The sequence below is a fragment of the Bacillus sp. PSXD-155 genome (assembly GCF_049310765.1).
GTDB lineage: Bacteria > Bacillota > Bacilli > Bacillales > Bacillaceae_G > Bacillus_A > Bacillus_A cereus.
The window spans coordinates 12,930-35,121 of the sequence record NZ_JBMOWC010000047.1; the positions used below are offsets into that span (position 1 = coordinate 12,930).

The window sequence follows — 22,192 nt, forward strand, 5'->3', positions numbered from 1 at the left end:
CCCTACTAATCTATATTCATTGGCTTCATAAGGTTGTATGGTGCTATTAAATGTCTTGAACGATCTATTGATACAATTCTTTCAATATTAAAAGAAGCCCCATTAAACTCTTTTGACATAAACGTGTAGTAGCCTTTTTCTTGTAATTCTTTTAAGATATCATTTGAAAATTCGCTCATTAATTTTTCAGAAATAATTCTTCCTGCTTTTCTATGGGCAAGTTGGATATTCTTCATAGTATTATATATTTCTTTTATCATTTCATCATCATACTTTAATGCCTTCAGTATTTTCGGAAGTTCAGTTGGGCAAATTGAATCTTCATTACACCATGACCTTAATGATGCCATAGAAGCAGTGTTAATATTATATTTGTTAATCAATATTTCACTTACTTTTCTAATTCCTCTTTTCTTTACATAAAAGCGTAATTTATCCTTCCATTTATTTTGAAGAAGGCGATATTTCTCAGCATTTTTCTTTAGAACATCATAATCAGCAACTTCCGCAATTAATCTGGTATCTCTCTCATTTCTAATTACAATAAAGTCATCTTCTTCTATATCCTTAAAATTAAGTTGTTTAATAAAATTACTTTTTTCATTAGGGGAAAAAACTCGGATTTTTGAATCTTTTGGTGCAAATAAGAAACGATCATTCTCCAGATAAACTATGCTTGCTTCAACAGCATCCTGGGAGTTCACCTCTAATGTATTTTTCTGTTCCTCTAGGAACTTACTTACTGCTGTATTTAACAACTCTGCTTGTTCTAAAGTAATATTACTTTTCTTTTGTATTGGCTCTCCAAAGGAAATATTATTAAATATTGTGCTATACACACCTTTCTTGTCTATATCCTCAAATATCTTGTTGGGGCTTATGGAATTGGTAAAAACATCATAGGATATAAAAGCAACAGTCTTACCTTTAAAAGTATTTTTAACATACTCACCAAAATAAGTGGCATTACCTACAAAAACAACTTCATCAAAGGTTTCAATATCTTTCCTAAAACTGTTCTCAGTAAAAAAACTTTCCTTTAAGAATGATTTCAACCCATCTATGATTAAAAATCTTTCCTCAATTGTTATTGCCCTTTTTGTAACAATTGCTATTTTTAAACCTGCTTTGGCCCTGCTATTAATATAATTGCATAGGTAATCATACAAATTATTATTTGTACTTTCTATCACTTGCTTAAATGATTTTGCTATTTGTAATACAACATTTGTGAATAATTCAGGATAACCCTTTTTAATCTGAATAAAGTTTGAAACGATCTGGTCTTCAATATCCTTGTTAATTACTGTATTATACGGAAGTAAACTACTTGATAACTTAAAAAACACTTTCTTTAGCAGGTTCAGAACTTCTAACAGATGATCGTCATTCTCATATTTATTTTGAATCTCTAATCTAAACTTTTCAATGCTGTTAGCAAATGACAATAATTCATCACTTTCCACATGCTTAAATAAAATAGTTTTATCACCCAAACTATATAAGTCTAATAAATTATTAAAGTTCATCACCATTACCTCCAAGCAAGGAACTCAATTCCAATTGGTATTTGAACCTCATTGGAATTTAAATAGTCGACAACTTCTTCAGTAACTATTTTTTGGTCACCCTGCAATAATTCTCTTCTTAATTCTTCCTTCACCTCATGCAGTCGATTTTCGTTGTCAGTTCTGCTTGATAAAATAATTTTAGGGTTTTTAGTGAATTGCTTGTCTTGTTTAATAAAACTAAATAGATCCGAATAAATAACTGGAACTTCATCATTAATTTCTACGTCAATTCTTTTCATCTGAGATGAAAAGAATTTCCCGTTTGTATAACTATTACTGTTATCAAAATAAAGGAAGTCTTTTATTGTTCCCTTTACATCCTCATAAATAAAAATTTCATTACACATAAATTCATTGATTTGACACGTATTTCCAACCAAATAAAATAAGTCTCCCGGATAAAACTCAACTTTATTTAATTGGTCTGATGTATACAAAACCCTCAACAATCGACTATTATCTAGACCTACCTGTTGTTTTTTACTTACCTTTCGTGTTCTTTTAATTTCATCAAATTCTTCATCTAAAAGAATAACTCTATCAATCCAATATCTTTCAGGAATTCCTCTTTCAATCTTTCCATCTTTTATTTTAAGTATCATTTCGTTTTCAAAAACAGGGCTAGGTTCTACAGAGATAACTGATGCTTTTCTCGCAGATTGTTCATCCTGATAAATAATTCGGCTGCCCTTTTCTAAATTAATTACTGTTTTTCTTATAGACTGCATTTGTTTATTTTTAGAAAACGTTTTATTTACTATTCCCATTGCAATTAATAACGAAAAGAACTGTTCACTGGGAAGAGATAGTATAAGGTTAATAGACTTTTTATACTTAATTCCATGGTCGTTTATATAAGTACCTAATTCGAATGCAAAATTAATCCAATCAGGTATATCTATGGGGCCCCTTCTACTAAGAACTTTTAAATTCCTAATGGTCATTCCATTCACCACTTTCATAACCCAAAATAGTTCATTATCTTATACTAGTAATTTTATCACATCATTTTACAAAAAATTTATCATTTTCCACATTTATCCCTTTTCCGACAATATATATAGTACATTTGACACATTGAAAAATAGATTATCCTTGGATAATAACTTTCTAATCAACTTTTTTACAAGATGGTATGGGTTATGTTGCAAAGTTTTTTAAGTTAAATTTGGAAGAAGAAAAATAAATCAGCACATTTCGTATGGCATTTAGATGAGACCTACATCAAAGTCAACGGAGAGTGGTGTTATCTGTATCGTGTGATTGATTGAGAAGGCTACACCTTGGATATTCAACTTCGTAAAACCAGAGGTCATCAAACCGCCTATATGTTTATGAAAAGATTAGTGAAAGCTTTTGGAGAACCAACGTTTCTCATAACAGACAAGGCTCCTGCCCTACTTTGTGCGCTCAAAAAACTGAAACATAAAGATTTTTATGTGCGTACGAAACATTGCACCGTTAAGCGTTTCAATAATCCCATCGAACAGGACCATAGACATGTGAAACATCGTTTTGCCAAATCCGCAGGATTTCAAAATCTTCGTCATACTTCACTTACAATCAAAGGTATCGAAACGATTCATGCCATATATAAGCGAAAAAGAAGTTCGCAACAAGCAAACTTCTTTTTTTCAACGTACAATGAATTACAGAAATTACTCGAAAGCGCATGAATTCTATATCCCAAAGGGGGCTTGTTTTGTCTATTTAAAAACTTTGCAACAGAACTAAATACATCCCCCTCAAGAAATCATGACCTTGTTTACTAATTTGATAAAATACGGATGTATTAGTATGTTTTAATTCAAATCAATAAATAGTATAATTTTAATATTCGGTTTCTGACTTTTAGTTACATATAAATCTTTTTTGAATTTATATTGATAAGGTGGCATATTTATGGTTTTTAACTTTCAGGACATTTTTACACATTTACAATCATCAAAAGAAATTGAACATATACTTGCCCATTCCTATCGTCAAGTAGAATATCCTTTTAATAAGCGCGGAGTGTATGCACGTAATTTACCTCTTTTCAATAAGGAACTATACGATTTAATTATCAAGCTTAAACGCTTGCCGACTGTCGAGGAATTTGAGGAACTATACGTAAAAAAATATTTAACACGCTCGACGAATAGAGTCGCGCTGCACTATCATTCGAATACGGCCTATAAAGCGTTAGTTTCTGAGCTACATTTTTATTTTATATTAATAGAGTCTGGCTTGTTCGATGATGTGAAAATGAGCTACACATATGACTTAGAAGCAAAAACAGATTTATTAATTAGAAAAAATGGAAAAATGCTCGGCATTCAATTATTTAGTGGTGATGAAAATTACCGTTTATCAAAAGAAAAATCAATTGAGAAATTACAACTTGGTTATGAGCTAAAATTATATAATCTGCGTGACCATCAAGAACGTAAAAAAATTATTACAGGCGTTGATGGCTCAAAATTCAATTTATATGGAAAGCAAGATGCACAATTTTTTGCAGAGTATTTAAACGATGCTCCGAACATTCCTCCTGAGGAATTAATGAAAGACGAACCAACTGATATTTTTACATTATTACCAGATATAACAATACAAAATGACACTACAATTGACGCTATAGATGTGCAATATTCATATATTTATATCGGATTACGCTTTGATCATATCGAACAATACATTAACATGCTAAGCAAACAAGGAAAAAAAGTATTCGCTCTTTATCGAAAAAAATCTGGCGACACATTTACTGCAATCGATGGAAGAAACTTCACACTAAATGGAAAACACTTAAAAAGAGCAGACGGCTTACATTATTTAAAAAAATATAGTAATCACTTAAAACGCTTTAATTTCTATCAATACAAAATTGAACATGCTAATCCAACCTTCAATATTGCTGTAAATGCAGGGGCAGGTAGCGGGAAAACGACGACGCTCGTATCGCGCATTTTATATCTACTATTCACTAAGCAAATTAACAGCTTGCATGAAATCGTGATGATTACCTTCACAAACGAAGCAGCGAGCAATATGAAAGAGGCTTTGGAAGAACGATTAGAAAAACTGTATCGTACAACTGGTAGTGAGACGCATTATGAATACTTGCAGCAAATTAACTTTATGAAAATTGTAACAATCCCAACGTTTGCAAAAGATATTTTAAAGCAATTCTCGCATTATATCGGTTTATCGGCCACAATCGATATTACCGAAATGGTTGTTAAACGACGAGAAATTTTAGAGCATTGTCTTGACGCGACGCTTTCAGGACATTCAATTAATCCATTTGGTCGTTTAGATTATCATAAAATTATTCAGTTCCTTGAAAATATCTGGGATAAATTCAATCAAAAGGGCATTGTCGAGCAAGAATTAACGCAATATTTAGGGCTCAATCCTCAAGACGATACGTTAAAGATTGCTGTAACGAACATTTTAAAAGCGGCTGAAGAGCAGTTTACAGCATTAAAATTCGACGAGGATTTTCTAACAGTTGCCGATTTAACCCGCTTTTTAAAGTTACTTATTGATCGAAATGTACCATTACATGAATTAAATCAACATTATAAATACTTACTTGTGGATGAATTTCAGGACACTGATATCGCACAAATTCAGTTTATCGCAACAATTGCTGCAAAGGCGAATTTGCACTTAACTGTTGTTGGTGACACAAAGCAAAGTGTTTATCGCTTTCGTGGAGCTGATTCTACAGCATTCTCAGTATTAAATGATTATTTAGAAGAACTCCAGTGTCAAAAGCTTCATACTTATCATTTAATCGAAAACTTCCGTTCATCAAAAAAATTAATAGAAGGAATGGAAAACATTTTTCGGCGCTGGCGTGAAAAGGAATTATTACCACGAAATGAGCAACCGATGTATTCTCGTCAAGACAACTTTATGGATGAGGATCAGATATTCAATTTATATACAAACGAATTTAAAATTGACTATTTACTTGAAGATTATGCGCTCATGCCATCTAAAAAGGACAAACCACATGTCTTAGCTGTATTAGTGCGCAACAATCATGAAGCACTTGCAATTGGAAAAATGCTAAGTAATTTGGAGGACGGTCCACAATATGAAGTGCGCACAGAAGGATCGTTATACACCTCAAAATCAGCACGTGATTTAGGCATTTTACTACATTCATGGCTTTATGCCAAAAGTGACCACATTATGCGTAACCAAGCATTATTTTCATTGAGTGAAACAGCTTTTTGTACAAAAGAAAAACCAATCCATTTTACAGTAGAAGAACGCTATCAAAATTCCCGTCAAAAAAAGCCAAGTAGCTTTATTAGCGCTGATGATTTTTCTTTTAAATTACCTGAAGCGTGGCATACAGCGCTTGAATTAATGAAGGAAAAGCCAATTTTGCCAATCGTACAAGAATTTTTGGAACAAAGTGATTACGTAACTAATTTAGATATGATTGGTTTTAATGAGATTGAGATTTTGAAATATGAACTGAATCTAGAAAAAATCATTACCGAAATTTATGCAAAGTTCAATAATAATGCTACCTTAATTCAAGTATATGATTGGTTGAAGCTACAAATTTTAACGAACCGTGAAAGTGATGAAGCAGAAATTGAAGAATCCGCCTTTGACGATAATTTTGTACGGGTCATGACCGTCCATAAATCAAAGGGTCTTCAGTTCCACACTGTGCTAATTGCCTATCCGAACAATGCCTTTATTCTCGCAAATGATGCCATTAAAAGAGATATTATCGTCCAAGTTGAAGAGAAAGGTGAATTAAACTTTGGTTGGAAATATTATGATGAACCAAGCGAATTTGAAGATATCTCATCTAATTATCATGCGTTACGTAGCCAAGAAAATGAAGAACAGCGCCGTGAAGAAGCTCGCATCTTATATGTAGCGATGACACGTGCAGAACAATCATTAAAAATTTACAGCTTGGAAGATACGCAAGAGAGTGCGAACAACCCAAATACTTGGGGAGAACTATTACTTATGTAAGGAGAATACATGTGTCTGGATATACAAATTTAATTTATACAAATGCTGAAGAGCTTTTTCATCAAAATAGTGCATTCTCTGTTTATAAAGATGCTATTCACATTACAGCCACTAACTCGCTAAAAGCAGGAATGATGAAAAGTAATAGTGGGCTGAATCGTTGGTTTACAGGTCCTATTATATCCTTTGCTGAGTTAATGAAATACATTGGTGGTGACTGGTCTAAAGGAAAAACTAACTTAAAACAATATACATTACTCTCAAAAGAATTACGCCGTTTTAATGAGCAAAATCCATCCTTTGATGCAGACTTATTTGCAGCCATCGATAAAAACCAAGAACTTTTATTGAAAACCATTCGACTATTAAGCGAAAGCGGCTACACAAGTACGACAGTGCGTGACATGTTACAAACTGTCACTGAACAGGAACGTGTCTTTTTAGAGTTGTGGCGAGCAGTGGAGCTCAATTCTTCTTACTCAAATATTCATGTATGGTTTGAAAGCTTAAGCAAATCACCAAAACGCGAATTTCGAGCTACACTCAAAAAATTATTTGAAGATATTATTGTAGACGATCAAAAACGCATAAATACCAATATTCCGTATGGACATTCTGTACATGACATCGTCCATACACGCATTACACAGGGAAAAAAAAGCCAACTTGTATTACATGGCTTCTACTTCCTTGTACCAATTCAGAAGCGCTTATTCGACTTGTTAAGCGAGCAATTCGATATTATTCATGTTGTTAACTATCAACCCAATTATAAGCATGGCTTCCAAACGATTGAAAAATTTTTAAACATTCAGCAACTCGGGTTCAAACGTGCAATGCCTTATCCGTATACAGTTAACTATCATGCAAAGGAATTTCTATGCGCCATTAATGGATCCTTCACAGCATCAAAAATGGTAACTGACGAACAAGACATAAGAAAAATAAATTATTTCGAATTTAATACACTTCAGCAATTTAGACGTTACACACAAAATAATGATGAACGCTATGTTTCACCACGTACTATGGAAGTTCGTGACTTTTTATCTCCAATTGAACAAGCTACTTATAAAAAGTTGTCTGAACATCCATTAGGTGCCTTTTTAGTTAATATCCATTTTATTAACAAGCGAAAATTTAACGTCCAAACAACACAATTCAATGACATCGAAAATATTACACATACATTGCTCCGTGAAATTTTCAACTCAGGTTATTTATTCGTAGACGGGATTAATGCACAAACAGCAATGCGTACGTTAGATTTTCTACAGGAAATTACAAAAAGTTTTACGACCTTTAACGAGTGGACAACATGCATTGACACTCTTATTGCAACAAAGCAACAAGCTGAGGTCCAATTTGCAAACCGTAACTCATATGACAATGATGAGCATCGCTTGTATTCATTTTATCATGAAGTAATTGGCTATTTTTATAGTTCCGAAGAGGATCTGATTTTTGTAAAAAAAGGGATATTCAAAATCGAGCAATTATTCAACTTACTTTTCAACGGTACAGAAATTAACATTTCGCAATACGTTGAAATGTTAGAAGCTCACGTGACAAAAGATATTGTACCTTCGCTATCGGAAAATCTCGATAAAGAAATAGCAAAAAATATTTTATTAGCGCTGGAAGAATTAAAAGACGATACACTTGATCGATTAGACCGCAAGGATTTAATGCGAGGATTACGCTATTTTTTAGCACAAGGTGCAGACTCAGAAGATGAGTATGAAGCGGAACTATACAGTCATGTAGAACCTGGTACGATTGAAACGATTAGCTCATTATTAAATAGTGATGGTTTGCAATTTGATGACAATCGCGTAATTCATTTTAGCTTAATGGATAAAGAAGCATTTCCAACATCGCAACCACTTAATATTTGGCCACTTTCAAGGGATTCCTTTGATTTACTTTGCCAAAATAATGTGTATTTACATCAGTTACAGATGCGAAAAGAGCTCGAAGTTGAAATCGCATGCTATCAGTTTTATCTTATTATGTCGAACGCGGTTAAATTGAATTTCTCTATCGTTCGCCGTCTTAATGAACGAAAGCATTTAAAACGTTGCTTCTTCTTAAACTTTTTAACGCTTATTAAAGGATCCCAAAAACAAATAAATAGGCTTATACAAAAAGAAAAAAAACCAACTTACATAGAAGAGACGATTGGATTTAATGAGCGGCAATATGAAATGCTACCAGCACAAGTATTTAATCGCTGTCCAAAACGCTTTGTATATTCGTTATTAATCGATCGCCGCCCAACTTTTTATGATGGGTTCCATGAACCGTTTTTATTCCAGCAACTTATTGGATATGATCAAGTCTATGCAAAAAAACAAAACCGCCAAGATATGTTTGAGCAGTACCGAAGCTGGTTTCCCCACTGGTCGGAAACGAAAAAAAATGTGTATCAAACAGCGGCCATTGATTATGCAACAAAAACTCCTTATAAAATAAATCAACAATTCACGTGGGTTAATGGACGGAGATATCGTGATATTCGCATGCGGTTAAATTTATTTGGTTCCACTGCAGAGGGGGAATTAATGAATGGACGAGAATATAAAGTGAACGATGTTTCATTCACACGTCCTGGTGATAATTGTAAATACTGTTCATACCAATTTGTATGTAAAGAATCAAAACTATATATGCCATAAAAATTAACTTTCTACTAAACCAAGTCACTATACACGGGTTATGACAAAGTACTGCTTCTCTTTTAAGCAAAAGCCAGTATAAAGCACTTTCTTTTATGTGTGCATACAATTATGAAGAAACAATAAAAAACAAGCCTCCTTAAAGTGAAGTGACCCCTAAAAGTTAGACATGGTTATTTCATTAGGCAGCTTGATAAAAGTGAGTCCGGTATTGCACCGGGCTCATTTTTAATTTTGCCTTTATCCGTTTCGTATTATAATACTCTATATATTTTTCTAATTCTATTTTAAAATGTTCTACACTTTCAAACTCTTTTATGTAGAGGAATTCCGATTTCATGATCCCAAAGAAATTCTCCATTACTGCGTTGTCGTAACAGTTGCCTTTTCGAGACATACTCTGCACAATACCTCTTGATTCAAGTGTACGGACATATTGTTTCATTTGATAATGCCATCCTTGATCTGAATGCATCAATAGTTGGTGATGTTCAGGCAAACGTTCTAATGCTTTTTCTAACATCTCTGAAACAAGTGAATACACCGGTCTAGAGCCTATTGTATAGGTAATAATTTCACCATTATACAAGTCTAATACAGGTGATAAATAAAGTTTCTCTCCAAATAATTTAAACTCTGTGATGTCTGTTACCCATTTTTGATTCGGTGCATCTGCATGAAAATTGCGAGCTAAAATATTTGGTGCAATTTTACCGGATTTCCCCTTATAAGACTTATATTTTTTTATACGTACAACACACTTTAATCCAAGCTCTTTCATAATGCGCTGAACCTTCTTATGATTCACTTTCTGACCACGATTCGTTAACTCATCACGAATGCGACGGTAGCCATAACGACCTTCATTTTCCTCATAAATTGCTTTAATTTCAGCTTTCAAATCCGCATCTAAATCCGGACGATTCATTTTCTGTACTAAATCATAATACGTGCTTCGTGGAATATTAGCTAGCTCCACGAGTGCCTTCACCGAATATTTATGCCTTAATTCATAGACTACTTGCGCTTTATCTTGTTTCGTGATTTTTCCTTGTTTTGAACTAAGGCATTCAACTTTTTTAAGTACTCATTTTCCATTTCAAGCTGTTTAATACGTGCTTCAAGTGCTTCGACTGAAATTTCAACTGGTGCTTGTTTTGATTGTTTATTTGACTCTTTTTTCATGGATGGACGCCCCTTTTTCTTTGATTGAAGGGCATCAATTCCTTGTGCTTCGAGTTGTTTTTTCCAAGCAATAATCGTTGAATAGGCAGGGATGTTAAAGATAGCTGCCGTTTCAAACAAGGACGTACCGTTTTCAATCATAAAATTTAGTACGTCTAGTTTAAATTGTTGGGTGTAATTTGTATACCGTTTTAGAAAAGCTTCCGCACCATTCTGCTTATATTGGTTTACCCAATTCAAAATTACGGTGTCTCTTATACCAATGACTTTACCTATTTCTCGATAACTTTCATTTCCGTTCAAATAACGTAGAACGATTTGTATTTTTTCATCAGCTGTAAATTTAGCCATAGAAAAACTGCACCTCCAATTGTTAGACTGTGTCTAACAATTGGAGGTGCAGTTCAAAAGGGGCTTGTTTTTTATTGTCTTATATTCCCACCGAAACAGCTCTTGGTTTCGATTGCCTACTTAAAGAATTCCAATATAACCATATGATACTTCGTAAATTTTTAAAACCATTTCTAATACAATATAGAAGATGTGGCATAATTTTCTGATCTACTTTTATTACAGCTCTAACATGATAACTGAATATTGGTTATAATTGCTTTTTATTAGAATTTATCTCTTCTTTTTTTTAGCTCTTGCACTCTTTCATCGATTTTTTCCTGATCCTTTATTAAATTTTGATAAGCATTTAGATAAATTTGGTTATGAAAAGGAATGGATACTTGTATAATTTTTTTAAATAACCACTGCCAAGCCCCGTAATTTTTTCTTAGTAGATTTGCAGGCAACCCATAATTGACTTCTGCCTTTAACTCTACATTCAATCCTTCCAAGACATCTTGATATTCACTTATTATCTCCCGGTTTTTTTCAGGGGAATCAGAAACAACATTTATTAATTCTCTAACTCTCAATAGCTTTTCTTCGGAAGCGAATTCAAACCAAGGTTTATTAGTAATAGGATCGATTAAGTCAGTTAATAAAGCAAACCCAGCAATCTCTGCATAATATTGTCCTTTAAACTTCAAGAAAATATCTTGGGTTACCTTTTCCCTATAACTATCTGAATCTAATTGGTTTGGATCTATAAAAATATCTGATAAAAAACTTTCATTTTCAAATTGGAGTTTAACTAAAACATAAACATCCGCAAATACTTTTTTCTTCTCGACAAGTAACCATTGATTCCCTACCTTCGTGCTCTTAATATCTACTTTTAGATTTGAAATACGTTTTTTCTGTGAATAATAAAGTATTTGTACATCGTTACCTCCATCTGTCACCGTTGTTCCTTTGTATATTTTGGTATCTATTTCAAAAGTAAAATCATGAAGAACACTGCAAAAATCACTAAAAGTAAATTCGGCTAATTTACCTTCTATTACATCAATAAAATAATCTCCATTGCTTCTTGCTGATCTTTCCTGATTCTGAAAATCAAACTTTGTCATTTCTGAACCGTTGGGAGTTAGCGTATTGATAGCAAATCTTATACATTTCCTTAGGTCGGCCTCTTTTATTAAAATTTTATCAAAAGCTTTACTCTCACACTTAACCTTAAGTTTAAATATGTCTAATATGCTATTTTCTAAATATCCCAAATTACGACTATTGTATTTAGGGTCTATATTTTCATTCCGTAATAATATGGTTAAAGTATCATTTTCTAAAGATATTGGAAAAGACCCTGTGTATTTTCTTCTACAATGTTCATTTACTAATGAATTTAAAATCTGATCCCAACCAGCTCTTATCTGTTCTATTTTCATATATTTCTACTCTCTCCTTTAAATTACTTACATTTCCAAAATCACTTTGTTATGTATACCATTGTTCTATAGCACCTACTGAATTCTTTGTTGAAAAGAGACTATCCTCGATATGATATAATTTTCTGTCTTTTTAATTTACCGCCTTATTTTTTCCGGTTCAGTTCATATTTTCAAATAGATTACGGAACAAAATATAGACTAGAGTTAATTGAAAATGATGCAGATTTATCTATTTAATTTGTTAAACTATCTTTTTCACTTATGTGAAAGTTAATTTCTATTTTTAACAAAGTTTCTTTTTTAGAGATAAAAAACAAATCATTATCCTGCTTCACAATTCGCTCGAATCTACCATCATGGTAATGAAGAACCTTATGGTGAAACGGACAAACAACAATTGCATTCAAATAATGATCTAACATATCATCAAAAGCATGTTCATCATTTTCTACTAAATATTTAGTTGATAACGCCTTTATATGATGTACTTCTACATAATAAGTACCATCTTCCTTACGTATTAGAGGAATGAGATTTTCTTTTCCACAGAGTTGACATCGATAACCGTAAAGCTCTTTAAGTTTTCTTACTAGTTGCTTATTTCTTTTAGTTTTTTCCAATAAAGATGTTTCCCTTTCCATATTCCCCTGGATATTTTCTAATTCTGCTAGAATTATATCTTTAAAATTATTCAAATTAGTTTCATATGAATTCAAAAAAGTCACATTGCTTTCAACACTAAATACCCTTTCAAATCCTAAACCTTGAAGCAATTCTTCTAAAGTAATGCCTCTTCTTTTAGCAAAGGGATAAAGCTTTCTATATAAATTTGAATCACTTTTCAACAATACCTTTTGATCTGATCCTTCAATTAAATACCTTCTGATTTCTTGCTTATACCCCTCCATCTTGGAGTCATAACTGGAATTTAATCTGCTATCTACCTTTATATAGCCAAAAAACTCAAAAAATTCATCAAGAGACATATTAGCCCTATGAGCTCTGTTGGTAAATCTATAGTAATGCTCAGCATTGTGTGGTAAATAAACATAATTCTCTTTAGTAACATATAATTTAATAATGTCTTCTATTTCTTTGTCTGAAAATGTTCTCCCGTCTGTAACACCAGCATATCCATGCAGTTTACAGTATTCTTCTTCAGAGACACCATGTTTTCTACATTGTTGTCTAATCTTATTTCTAATAACAGTATCTACATAAACAAATGAACTTCCCATAATTGTAACTGGTTTCATTCCTTCTCTTACCTCAAAGTCGATTTCTGAAAAAACATCTAACCTTTGTGTTTTAATTAACCAGTTTATTTCTTCTGAAAAATTGAATACTACTTTTGTTACATTTTCATTCACGACAATAATTGCAACCCGTTTGTAGTTAGTACGAATAGCAATTGTTAGATTCTCATTATGAATTGTGAACAATTTATTTTCAATCATATCTTTAACTACTACTTGTTCTTCTAGCGTAAGATTATTTGTTATCCATTCTGTCCCCACAGTATCCTTACTTAATTTACTACTGATAGCTTGTCTACTAATCCCTTGCCATTGAGCAAGATCAGATTGTGATATCCCGTATTCATCTATTAAAAGTCTAGCAGTTATTGCATCAAAAGTAGAACTTATTCCTCTATGCCCTGTTACATAAGTAAATCCCAGCTCCTCTAGGAATTCTTTAATATTTTTACTTTTTTCTTGTGCTGTAACTCCTATTAACCGATATAAGCTAGCATGTGTTGAGCTTAATTTTTCAACAACACGTGTCGGATACAATTTTAAAAGCTTATTAGTTATATAAGATTCCATTTTCCCCTCCCCTTTCTGCCCCTACTAATAAATTATCATTAATAATTATATTCCTCTTGTAATTTAAGAAAGTAGCTCTTCAAATTTCCAGTCAGTTTTAGCTGTTTCAAGTCTTAAATCTCTTATTATTTGTCCCCTAATTAATAGAATTTCCCTTGATTAAGTTTGTGAGTAATATTTTCGCCATCTTGTGCTATGCTAATAACTTAAAACAAACCTTCTGCACTACTTTTTTCAGTAGTCTAATAATCCGGCTAAATATAAATCACACTATATACAACGCACTATATAAATATAACAAATTTAAAATTTCCCATCAATTTCAATCAATTAAAGGATTGCAGTTGAATTAACAATCAGTAAAATTCTACTCTCTGTCACTTAAACGATAAAATAGGTTATAATAGTACATTATGGTGAACTTTCTACTTTGTATCTTTTTATAAAAATTGATTTAACAAAAAACATGGATTCCTTACCATGCCTTTTCTCTCTACCTTATAGTTCTAATTAAAAAAATTAGATACCCAGTTGTTTCCTTAAAATGTTAAAATAACCTCTTTATGAAAAAATAAGCATATTCTTGTTTATAATAAAATTATAAAAGGGTATCTAGTTTACTTTAGTGCAAAACTTAATGAACGAAGCCCAACCCTCGTTCCCCTAAAATACTAACTTACGTAGACACATTCATATATTAACAAACGACATATTGTGTCTGTTCTAATTTTATCCTCATTACCCTATCATTTTTTAAATAACCATCCCTTACAATTTCCACTACTAACTTCTACATAGACTGAATATTTTACTATAACCTATCGGTCATTCTCCTCTAAAAAATATTGACTGTAATCGCACAAACAGCCAATATATTTAGTATCATTTGTTTTCGAAAAGTTGTAAATCATCAATCTATTGACTTTTTAATAAAATATGAATAAATGAAATAGAAATTGAATTTATTCATATAATACATATTAGGAGTGATAAATAAATGAACTCACTTTCCTTTCTCGCAGAAGATTTCTTAAAAAAATACGGTAATTATCAATTGCAGGAACTAATGTTTTATACTAAATATAAGAATACCCCAGAAAAACTTATTCACTTGATAGCATGGTCAATAACCTCAAGTGGCAAAACACATCCGCATCAGTATCGCATAAAAAGAACAGTTAAAGAGCATGTGGAAAAATATTTATTAAATAACTATGATAAAATACAGCAAATCAAAGACTTTGATACTTTAATGAAATTGTTTAGAGGTATAACTGGAGTAGGTTCATTAACCTCCTATGATATGGCAACAAGACTGGGCTTCTGTTTTGGTATTACTCCGAAAAAAATTTACCTTCATCGAGGTACTTACATAGGGGCCAAAAATCTTCTTGGTAACAAAGTGACTGGGCGCAGTTTCTTAAAACTAAAGGATTTACCAAAAGAGTTACACCATTTAACCCCTCTACAAATTGAGGACTTCTTATGCATATATAAGGAGGCTTTTTTAAACATAAACAAACTTCCAAAACCTTGTAGCAAAGAAATAACAATCAAACCAAAAGTTTGCTAAATAAAATACATTATAAATTCCAACAAATTCTTCAACTAAACTACAGTGTTAGTTAAAGATGAAAATCAACATCGTTTTGACCCTTTTATAAAAACGAAACACCCTATTAGAAAAGTCCGATTTATGCTGGCTATAACTTACTACTATCTCTCTCATTAAAAATTAAAAACAAGATGAAAAGTACCTTTAAGGGTAATACACTTACCAAAAGTTTCCGTTATTCTGATTATAGAAACAGATAAGGAGGCTTTTTTTGTGAGCGAAAAAGAAATATTTCAAGATTTCTTAAAAAAAGTTCTCATTTCTAAGTTATTGGAAAACGTGGACAAGCGTTTAAAAATATTAGGGATAGAACAAAAAAAGCTAAGTGAAGATGTTGGTTTTGGTTACAACGAATTTAACAAAGATATAAGAGGAAGTAGAGACATTTCCCTTTCTAAGTTCATTCGTTACTGGATGTATTTAAATAAGTTAGATGAAGCCAAAGGCCTTACTCCTCCTTCATTGGATGATTTACTAGATCAAGATATCATCAAAATTACAGAAGTTCTTTCTCTTTTGGCCACAGAAGAGAGTGTAGCTCCAACATTAGAAAATGAAACAAATCTTGTTCTTGTCTTAAAAGTATACTTGGCAGCATTAAAAGAAAGTCCAGCAATAGACGTTCGCAACAGACAAACATTAGAGCATCTATTGAATTCTACTAATAGACCGGAGGAGCAATAATGTCAGAAAGAAAAGTATGGTTCATTACTCGCCCAGAAAGAGACCCCAAATTTCATGCATTGGCACTTAGTGCATTAAAAGAAGCAACAAGCAATTTTCAAAATCGCTGGAAAGGAAACCGAGACCTTCATAAGCGATACGAAGAAGTGTTGGGAAACAAAGGATTGAAAAAACCCAATATTAGTAATGATGGCTCAGGTGGACGTACTTGGGTAGCAATGTTAAAAACTTTCGCTTATGTGTATGTAAACGAAAATGGTTATTTAGTACCCACAAAAGTAGGCGAAGCATTATTAGCCCGAAATAATGTATTTGAAAATACATCTAAACAGATTCTTACTTTGCAAATACCAAATGCATATTTCTTAGAATCTGGTTTCCGACCAAAATATGCATCACATTTTAAAATTCGTCCAGCTCGATTCCTAATTAAATTAACCAATCAGATTTCCTTAGATTACTATGTGACCAAGGAAGAAATAACTTATTTTGTATTAACAGCATCTCACGATAATCAATTACATACTGTAACACAAAACATTCTGCGATTCCGCAAAGCGAATGAACAAGAAAAACGACAAATAAAAATTGATATTGCAGAGCAATATGAACATCGTACCCGTTCTGACAGCGCTGCTCGGGATTTTGAAACCGCTCACTCTGATGTAGCGCATACATTTATGTTGCTTTGTGACTACACACAACTAGTAGAGTATATTCGAGGAGAATGTTTGCGTGTTAATCCTTCTTACTGCATAGAGACGACACAGCGAATAGTGGAATTAGATGTTCGTTATCCTTTTAACAACCGTTATCAATTCTCTTTAGAGCGAATGGCGGAAAATAATGGATTAGACATCAATAGCTATAAGGCAACTCGCTTCCATGGTGAAAAACCTGCTACAAATAAGGGGAAAAATGAATTACTTATTCAAGAAGCTTTATCCCAATATCCTATTATATCAAAGGATAACAAAACTGAAGTTGTAGAATCACTAAAAGCAGTAGGAATAAGAAACAATGAGGCTCTATTGATTGTCGAAGAGAAATTGAAGGAAGAAGAAATTTCATTCTTCTCAAATGGAGATTTTTATGAAGCATATCTAGCTGAAACAAACAACCTTGCATTCGAGGATAAAACTGGCGTAATTTTAAAAGAACTAGGTTTTGAAGTTATTATGCGTCCAAAATCTACAACAGGTGATCTAACAGAAATTGAAATTGGTCTTTTATATGGACAAGATGGTTTCGGACTAATTGATGCTAAAAACTATCGCGGTAGTAAATTCTCTCTTCCATCCAACCTTGCTTCTCATATGGCAAGTGAATATATCCCAAACTATGAGGGGTACGAAGGTAGAAAGGTAAGCTTTTTCGGTTACATTGCAGCTGACAAAATCGGAGGAGAAAAGAACCTAGAAAAAATTACGGAGAAAACCAAAAATCACATTGATGGTCGTGAAGTAAAAGGATTTATAATGAATGCCAAAACGTTACTAGCGTTCCTAGATTACTGTATAGAAAATAATCTTTCACAAGAGGAAAGAGTGTCTTTATTCTTACGCGCTATTACCAATAAAGGATATGCTACATTTTCTGCCTTGCATCAAACAATTACTACAGAATAACAAAAGAAGAGGTCATTTCCTATTATGGGAAAGACCTCTTTTTTCCTTAGTTTTATACAAGTACTGGTAAATCTTGTTGCCCTAATAACTGATCCACGTCCCATTTTGGTTGTGTGCATTCATACTCTATGCCAGCCAACGTCTTTAGTACTGATTCTACAATGACTTTTGCTGCCTTCGGAGGCACAGCCATTCCAATTTGCTGACGAACTTTTTCTTTTCCACCTAGGAATACAAAATCATCTGGGAATGTTTGAATTCTAGCTCGTTCGCGATTCGTTAATGCACGAGGTTCATCCCAATGATAACCATGGGTTCCACCTCCACCACTTCCCGTAATCGTATAAGAAGGTAAATTAGGATTTAATCGTTTATAAATCTGGCTTAACTTTGCACCTTTGACATTTAAACGAAGAGGTTCTGGAATACCTTCATACCATGCATTTTCACCCGGAGGAATATGATTTAGCATATCAATTACTTTCTGAGTATGCCTTGTAAACTCATGATTTGCAGCATCTTCTGGAATATTTTCTAACGCTTGTGAAGCTGTAACGTACGGATGCTCTCTACCTGGTCCATGAGTTGGCGCAGGTACTCGATATTCAATGTCTATATCATTTCTAATTCCAACAATAATAATACGATGTCTTGCTTGTGGAACGCCGTATTCTTCAAATTTATATAAATGTGGTGTGATTTTATATCCTGCATCTCTCATTTCACGCAAGATTTGAACGAATGCACCACCATCATTTGCACTTTGTAATCCACTTACATTTTCAGCAATAAACCATTGTGGTTGATGATGTTTTAATACTCGGATACCATAGCTATACAGTGGACCATAATCTCCATCTATTCCTTTCTGTTCTCCTACAATACTAAAGTCATTACACGGAAACCCAAAAACAAATGCATCAATTGGTCCCAATCGTGTCTCTGTCTCTATATCTAATGTACGAACATCTTGAACAATCACTGTATCAGGAGCTGTTGGGCAAATATTATTCGTGTATGTTGCCGCTGCATCTGGACAAATTTCATTCGACCAAGTATGTTCCACTTTATATTCTTCTCCATTTGCATCTACAACTCTTGCCATACGAGCACCAGCTGCGAAACCACCAGGACCATTAAAAAACTCACCTTTGCGATAAATCGGCATCTTTTTCCCTCCTATACAGAATTTGATACGTATTTTCTTGTGTATTTTATTGTATCCTATTCCATTTTCTTTTAGCAACCAACAAAAACCTTTCTAGTCATACAAAATAGGTTATTATTCCATTCATTTGAAAACAAAAAAGATAAGAAAAGACGTTTTTGACATAAATTACGACTTTTTTGTCAGTTATATATCCTTGTTAATACTAATGTAATTTTACTGAGATATCAATATTTAAGTATCTATACAACATTAATGATAGAAATATTTATATAACAGAGCAAAAAAATAAATTCATTTTCTTCTTTCTTCATTCCTTGTACATATGGAATGCTTGCCAAAATCACAATCATAAGTGTTATAATAAGAAAATAGTTATAAGTTGATAAGGTGTTGAAAACATGAAACTCATTAAAAAATTAGGAGAACGCATTCGATTCTTAAGAAAAGAACAAAAATTAAGCCAAGAGCGTTTAGGAGAATTATCAAATATACATACTAACCATATAGGTGCTATTGAACGTGGTGAAAAAAACGTTACAATAGAAAGCTTAGCAAAAATAACAAAGGGATTAGGTATTACTTTAGAAGACCTTTTTCGAGACTTTTAACCGATAAATAAACAAGACAAGTTAAATCCGATGAATAGAAATAACATTAAATTTAGTTGTACATACTACCTATTTCAAAAAATATTATTAAAAATCACGTAGTACTAAAATGAATAAACGGGATCTCTGCTATTTAATCAACATATATCCCCTTGCATTTTGCAATATTTACCTTTCTTGCAACTCAAAAATATTATATGGACAAACACGTGGAACAATGCAGAAAAAATATCCGTTCCATCTGAAATGATTGATAATGAATCATTAAATTAACGGGAAAATTCCGAATCACTACAGCCTACAAGATTTTCAAATTTAATTACATCAAGATTATATAAAGCTATTTTCACATAAAAAAGAAACCAAGATTCCTGCAATACTGCTGGAATCTGATTTTTGATGAACGTTTATTTTACATTCTCACTTCATTACATGATGATTATAATGCCACTCAAAATAAGGTGCCGCCTCTTCCTTCCAATACGAACAAAACTTGTTATCATACTCTCCAAGTAATGCACCTACACGTCCCTCATAAGGAACAGCATTATCCATCATATCCGTACGCCTAAAATAACCAGAAGAATCCACTACAAGGAGCCCTTTTTCAAACAACATATCACACCCTAAATAACAAAGTGGCATAACCACATTGACATCTAGTTTTTCCTCATTTGAACAGTGCGAACGCTTTTTTATATGAGCCGTTGCAATAAAATCTGGTGATAATTTCGTTTGGCAGCAACCGCATACCACCGCTTTCTCACCATTGAATAAAAATTCCCTTAGCAAACTTTGTTCAACACGATACTTACGCTTCGTATCACGGTTAAGCTCCTTATTATTCTCTAGTGCTAACAATGCTTTTAAAATCTCTTCACGTGAGCGCTTCTCACTAGATGCTTCCAAAATAGCAACATGCGAGTCTACATATTCACCTTCAAGATCAAATGCATCAATAACCTGCAAGCTCTGTTCATGACTTAATACACGGAAACCCATCACTGGGAAATCCTCCGATTTTCCATATACAACCTCATTAAATCTTACAACCGACAAGTTATATGGATGGATATCTTGTAGTATGTAAACGTGCTCGAAAATTGGATTTCCCCATAAATGTTCACTTAACCCAGGAGAATGCAACTTATACGCAACGATGGCCCGGTTATAAAAATGCTTATCTTGATAAAATAGCACAAAATCACCAAGTTCTAACTTATCATACTGCTTTTTCGTTGCATCATTTGCACCCGACTTCACGCCCCAAACAGCGCACTTCCCCTCAGGGAAAATTGCCCGTAAATCCGCAAGCTCTTCTGCCTTCACATATTCCGCAAATTCTTCAACATCACGTAACTGACGAATCGTATTTTTAAAATTAGTTCGTGCCACTTTATCGCTTGTTGGCTGCAGTACAACATTGAAATCTCCATAAGTAGCAAGTCCATTATGGGTAATCTCCATCACTGGCGTTGCATCCTTCTTAATAACACTAATCGTATCTGCTGTTAATGGGTTCACTAAGTACTCCTGTGATACCTTATAATGATTTGCAAGTCTTTCCAAATGTTTTTTTGGAATCGTACCTTTCTTCGTCCATAACGAAACCGCCTGAGTCGAAATACCTAGAATTTCCGCAACATCCTTATTCTTTTGACCTTTAACATTCATTAAATAGTGTAAGCCTGTCATTACTTGTTTCATTCCAATTTCTCCTTCACAAAATACAGGTAACGGTGACCAAAAGATTACTCTTTTGACCACTATTATGTTTAAATTAATTTTAATAAAGCTGTCGCTTTTTCATCAATAAAAACTTCCAAACGTCTTAAAACATTTTTTTTCAATTCTCCTCGTGTGATTTCATTAACCTCTGGTGTAAGCAAGTTGATTTTCGTTAACGAATCAACTGAACAGAAATATAGATTATTAAAGTTACGACTATCATCCGATGGAGAGTTCCATAGCAAACTTGCCACTTTTGGATTGTGAAAGCCACACTCAACTTCCGCACGTAAAAAATAACACCAATCTGTGTAAAACCATATATCAAACCCCTTGTTAATCATCTTATATTGATTATCCGTCCAGCCATAATCGTTACATCCCCATGCAAGAAAGCGTTTCGAGGGAAAAGCTTGTTCTAAACACTTATACTGCTCTTCAGTTAATGCTTTTTGTAAATCATCTAGGCAAACCGACTGAAGTATTGTACGCTTCACATTTTCCATACCACCTGTTGGTTGTAAAACTACACCTTTCTTCTTACTTCCTACTTCTCCATTTTGATATAATTTCATTATATATTACCTCCAAGTTTTTATTTATCACATTAATTCTTTACATGCTAATATAACGAATTATTTGATACAATTGATTTGATTATTATTTAAACTTGTTTTTTTCAAGTTTATAACCACCTATACAAAACCCTTATATAC

Annotated in this window: 14 protein-coding genes and 1 pseudogene; 7 read left to right on the forward strand and 8 right to left on the reverse strand. The window is 33.0% G+C overall.

What is annotated here, in order from left to right; all coding sequences use genetic code 11:
- Nucleotides 1-5: 5 nt before the first annotated feature.
- Nucleotides 6-1,529, reverse strand: coding sequence for a DrmE family protein (locus ACO6VI_RS27095; RefSeq protein ID WP_422424580.1), 1,524 nt, complete (start codon nucleotides 1,527-1,529; stop codon nucleotides 6-8).
- Nucleotides 1,530-1,534: 5 nt separating this feature from the next.
- Nucleotides 1,535-2,515, reverse strand: coding sequence for a hypothetical protein (locus ACO6VI_RS27100; protein WP_422424582.1), 981 nt, complete (start codon nucleotides 2,513-2,515; stop codon nucleotides 1,535-1,537).
- 222 nt (nucleotides 2,516-2,737) lie between these two features.
- On the opposite strand from ACO6VI_RS27100, the pseudogene ACO6VI_RS27105 reads away from it, so the two are divergent.
- The 3 genes and pseudogenes from ACO6VI_RS27105 to ACO6VI_RS27115 all read left to right on the forward strand — a co-directional run.
- Nucleotides 2,738-3,247 (forward strand): annotated as a pseudogene (locus ACO6VI_RS27105) (IS6 family transposase); the annotation flags it as partial.
- Between the two features lie 226 nt (nucleotides 3,248-3,473).
- Nucleotides 3,474-6,569 carry a UvrD-helicase domain-containing protein gene (locus ACO6VI_RS27110; RefSeq protein WP_422424583.1) on the forward strand — a complete coding sequence of 1,032 codons (3,096 nt, stop codon included), beginning with the start codon at nucleotides 3,474-3,476 and terminating at the stop codon, nucleotides 6,567-6,569.
- 11 nt (nucleotides 6,570-6,580) lie between these two features.
- Complete coding sequence (locus ACO6VI_RS27115; protein WP_422424585.1) at nucleotides 6,581-9,247, forward strand: hypothetical protein; 2,667 nt, start codon at nucleotides 6,581-6,583, stop codon at nucleotides 9,245-9,247.
- A 181-nt stretch (nucleotides 9,248-9,428) separates the two neighbouring features.
- On the opposite strand, the gene ACO6VI_RS27120 is transcribed toward ACO6VI_RS27115, so the two are convergent.
- The 3 genes from ACO6VI_RS27120 to ACO6VI_RS27130 all read right to left on the reverse strand — a co-directional run bounded on the left by ACO6VI_RS27120 (nucleotide 9,429) and on the right by ACO6VI_RS27130 (nucleotide 14,042).
- Nucleotides 9,429-10,783, reverse strand: a protein-coding gene (locus ACO6VI_RS27120; RefSeq protein WP_422424586.1) for an IS3 family transposase whose coding sequence is annotated in 2 segments (ribosomal slippage) — nucleotides 9,429-10,330 and nucleotides 10,330-10,783 — 1,356 coding nt in all. Because the reading frame shifts where the segments join, the coding sequence is not laid out codon by codon here.
- A gap of 266 nt (nucleotides 10,784-11,049) precedes the next feature.
- Complete coding sequence (locus ACO6VI_RS27125) at nucleotides 11,050-12,213, reverse strand: hypothetical protein (protein WP_422424587.1); 1,164 nt, start codon at nucleotides 12,211-12,213, stop codon at nucleotides 11,050-11,052.
- A 236-nt stretch (nucleotides 12,214-12,449) separates the two neighbouring features.
- Nucleotides 12,450-14,042 carry a hypothetical protein gene (locus ACO6VI_RS27130; protein ID WP_422424588.1) on the reverse strand — a complete coding sequence of 531 codons (1,593 nt, stop codon included), beginning with the start codon at nucleotides 14,040-14,042 and terminating at the stop codon, nucleotides 12,450-12,452.
- Nucleotides 14,043-15,039: 997 nt separating this feature from the next.
- On the opposite strand from ACO6VI_RS27130, the gene ACO6VI_RS27135 reads away from it, so the two are divergent.
- From ACO6VI_RS27135 to ACO6VI_RS27145, 3 genes are all read left to right on the forward strand, one after another.
- Nucleotides 15,040-15,615, forward strand: coding sequence for a hypothetical protein (locus ACO6VI_RS27135; RefSeq protein ID WP_422424590.1), 576 nt, complete (start codon nucleotides 15,040-15,042; stop codon nucleotides 15,613-15,615).
- Nucleotides 15,616-15,870: 255 nt separating this feature from the next.
- Nucleotides 15,871-16,341 (forward strand): hypothetical protein, encoded by a 471-nt coding sequence (locus ACO6VI_RS27140; protein ID WP_422424591.1) that lies wholly within the window; start codon nucleotides 15,871-15,873, stop codon nucleotides 16,339-16,341.
- Nucleotides 16,341-17,969 carry an AlwI family type II restriction endonuclease gene (locus ACO6VI_RS27145; RefSeq protein ID WP_422424593.1) on the forward strand — a complete coding sequence of 543 codons (1,629 nt, stop codon included), beginning with the start codon at nucleotides 16,341-16,343 and terminating at the stop codon, nucleotides 17,967-17,969. The genes ACO6VI_RS27140 and ACO6VI_RS27145 overlap by 1 nt, the downstream gene beginning before the upstream one ends.
- 52 nt (nucleotides 17,970-18,021) lie before the next feature.
- On the opposite strand, the gene ACO6VI_RS27150 is transcribed toward ACO6VI_RS27145, so the two are convergent.
- The gene (locus ACO6VI_RS27150; protein ID WP_422424594.1) at nucleotides 18,022-19,137 is read right to left on the reverse strand and encodes a DNA cytosine methyltransferase; all 1,116 of its coding nucleotides are present in this window, start codon (nucleotides 19,135-19,137) and stop codon (nucleotides 18,022-18,024) included.
- 401 nt (nucleotides 19,138-19,538) lie between these two features.
- On the opposite strand from ACO6VI_RS27150, the gene ACO6VI_RS27155 reads away from it, so the two are divergent.
- Nucleotides 19,539-19,748 (forward strand): helix-turn-helix domain-containing protein, encoded by a 210-nt coding sequence (locus ACO6VI_RS27155; RefSeq protein ID WP_422424596.1) that lies wholly within the window; start codon nucleotides 19,539-19,541, stop codon nucleotides 19,746-19,748.
- Between the two features lie 420 nt (nucleotides 19,749-20,168).
- On the opposite strand, the gene ACO6VI_RS27160 is transcribed toward ACO6VI_RS27155, so the two are convergent.
- Nucleotides 20,169-21,455 carry a hypothetical protein gene (locus tag ACO6VI_RS27160; RefSeq protein ID WP_422424597.1) on the reverse strand — a complete coding sequence of 429 codons (1,287 nt, stop codon included), beginning with the start codon at nucleotides 21,453-21,455 and terminating at the stop codon, nucleotides 20,169-20,171.
- 68 nt (nucleotides 21,456-21,523) lie between these two features.
- On the reverse strand, nucleotides 21,524-22,051 hold the full coding sequence (locus ACO6VI_RS27165) for a hypothetical protein (RefSeq protein ID WP_422424599.1): 528 nt from the start codon (nucleotides 22,049-22,051) through the stop codon (nucleotides 21,524-21,526).
- Nucleotides 22,052-22,192: the final 141 nt, after the last annotated feature.

Bases quoted from the DNA above. Each gene is read 5' to 3' on its own strand.
- ACO6VI_RS27110 (WP_422424583.1), top strand. From the start codon at position 3,474: ATGGTTTTTAACTTTCAGGACATTTTTACACATTTACAATCATCAAAA.
- ACO6VI_RS27165 (WP_422424599.1), bottom strand. From the start codon at position 22,051: ATGAAATTATATCAAAATGGAGAAGTAGGAAGTAAGAAGAAAGGTGTA.
- ACO6VI_RS27145 (WP_422424593.1), top strand. From the start codon at position 16,341: ATGTCAGAAAGAAAAGTATGGTTCATTACTCGCCCAGAAAGAGACCCC.
- ACO6VI_RS27155 (WP_422424596.1), top strand. From the start codon at position 19,539: ATGAAACTCATTAAAAAATTAGGAGAACGCATTCGATTCTTAAGAAAA.
- ACO6VI_RS27160 (WP_422424597.1), bottom strand. From the start codon at position 21,455: ATGAAACAAGTAATGACAGGCTTACACTATTTAATGAATGTTAAAGGT.
- ACO6VI_RS27130 (WP_422424588.1), bottom strand. From the start codon at position 14,042: ATGGAATCTTATATAACTAATAAGCTTTTAAAATTGTATCCGACACGT.
- ACO6VI_RS27125 (WP_422424587.1), bottom strand. From the start codon at position 12,213: ATGAAAATAGAACAGATAAGAGCTGGTTGGGATCAGATTTTAAATTCA.
- ACO6VI_RS27095 (WP_422424580.1), bottom strand. From the start codon at position 1,529: ATGAACTTTAATAATTTATTAGACTTATATAGTTTGGGTGATAAAACT.
- ACO6VI_RS27150 (WP_422424594.1), bottom strand. From the start codon at position 19,137: ATGCCGATTTATCGCAAAGGTGAGTTTTTTAATGGTCCTGGTGGTTTC.
- ACO6VI_RS27100 (WP_422424582.1), bottom strand. From the start codon at position 2,515: ATGACCATTAGGAATTTAAAAGTTCTTAGTAGAAGGGGCCCCATAGAT.
- ACO6VI_RS27135 (WP_422424590.1), top strand. From the start codon at position 15,040: ATGAACTCACTTTCCTTTCTCGCAGAAGATTTCTTAAAAAAATACGGT.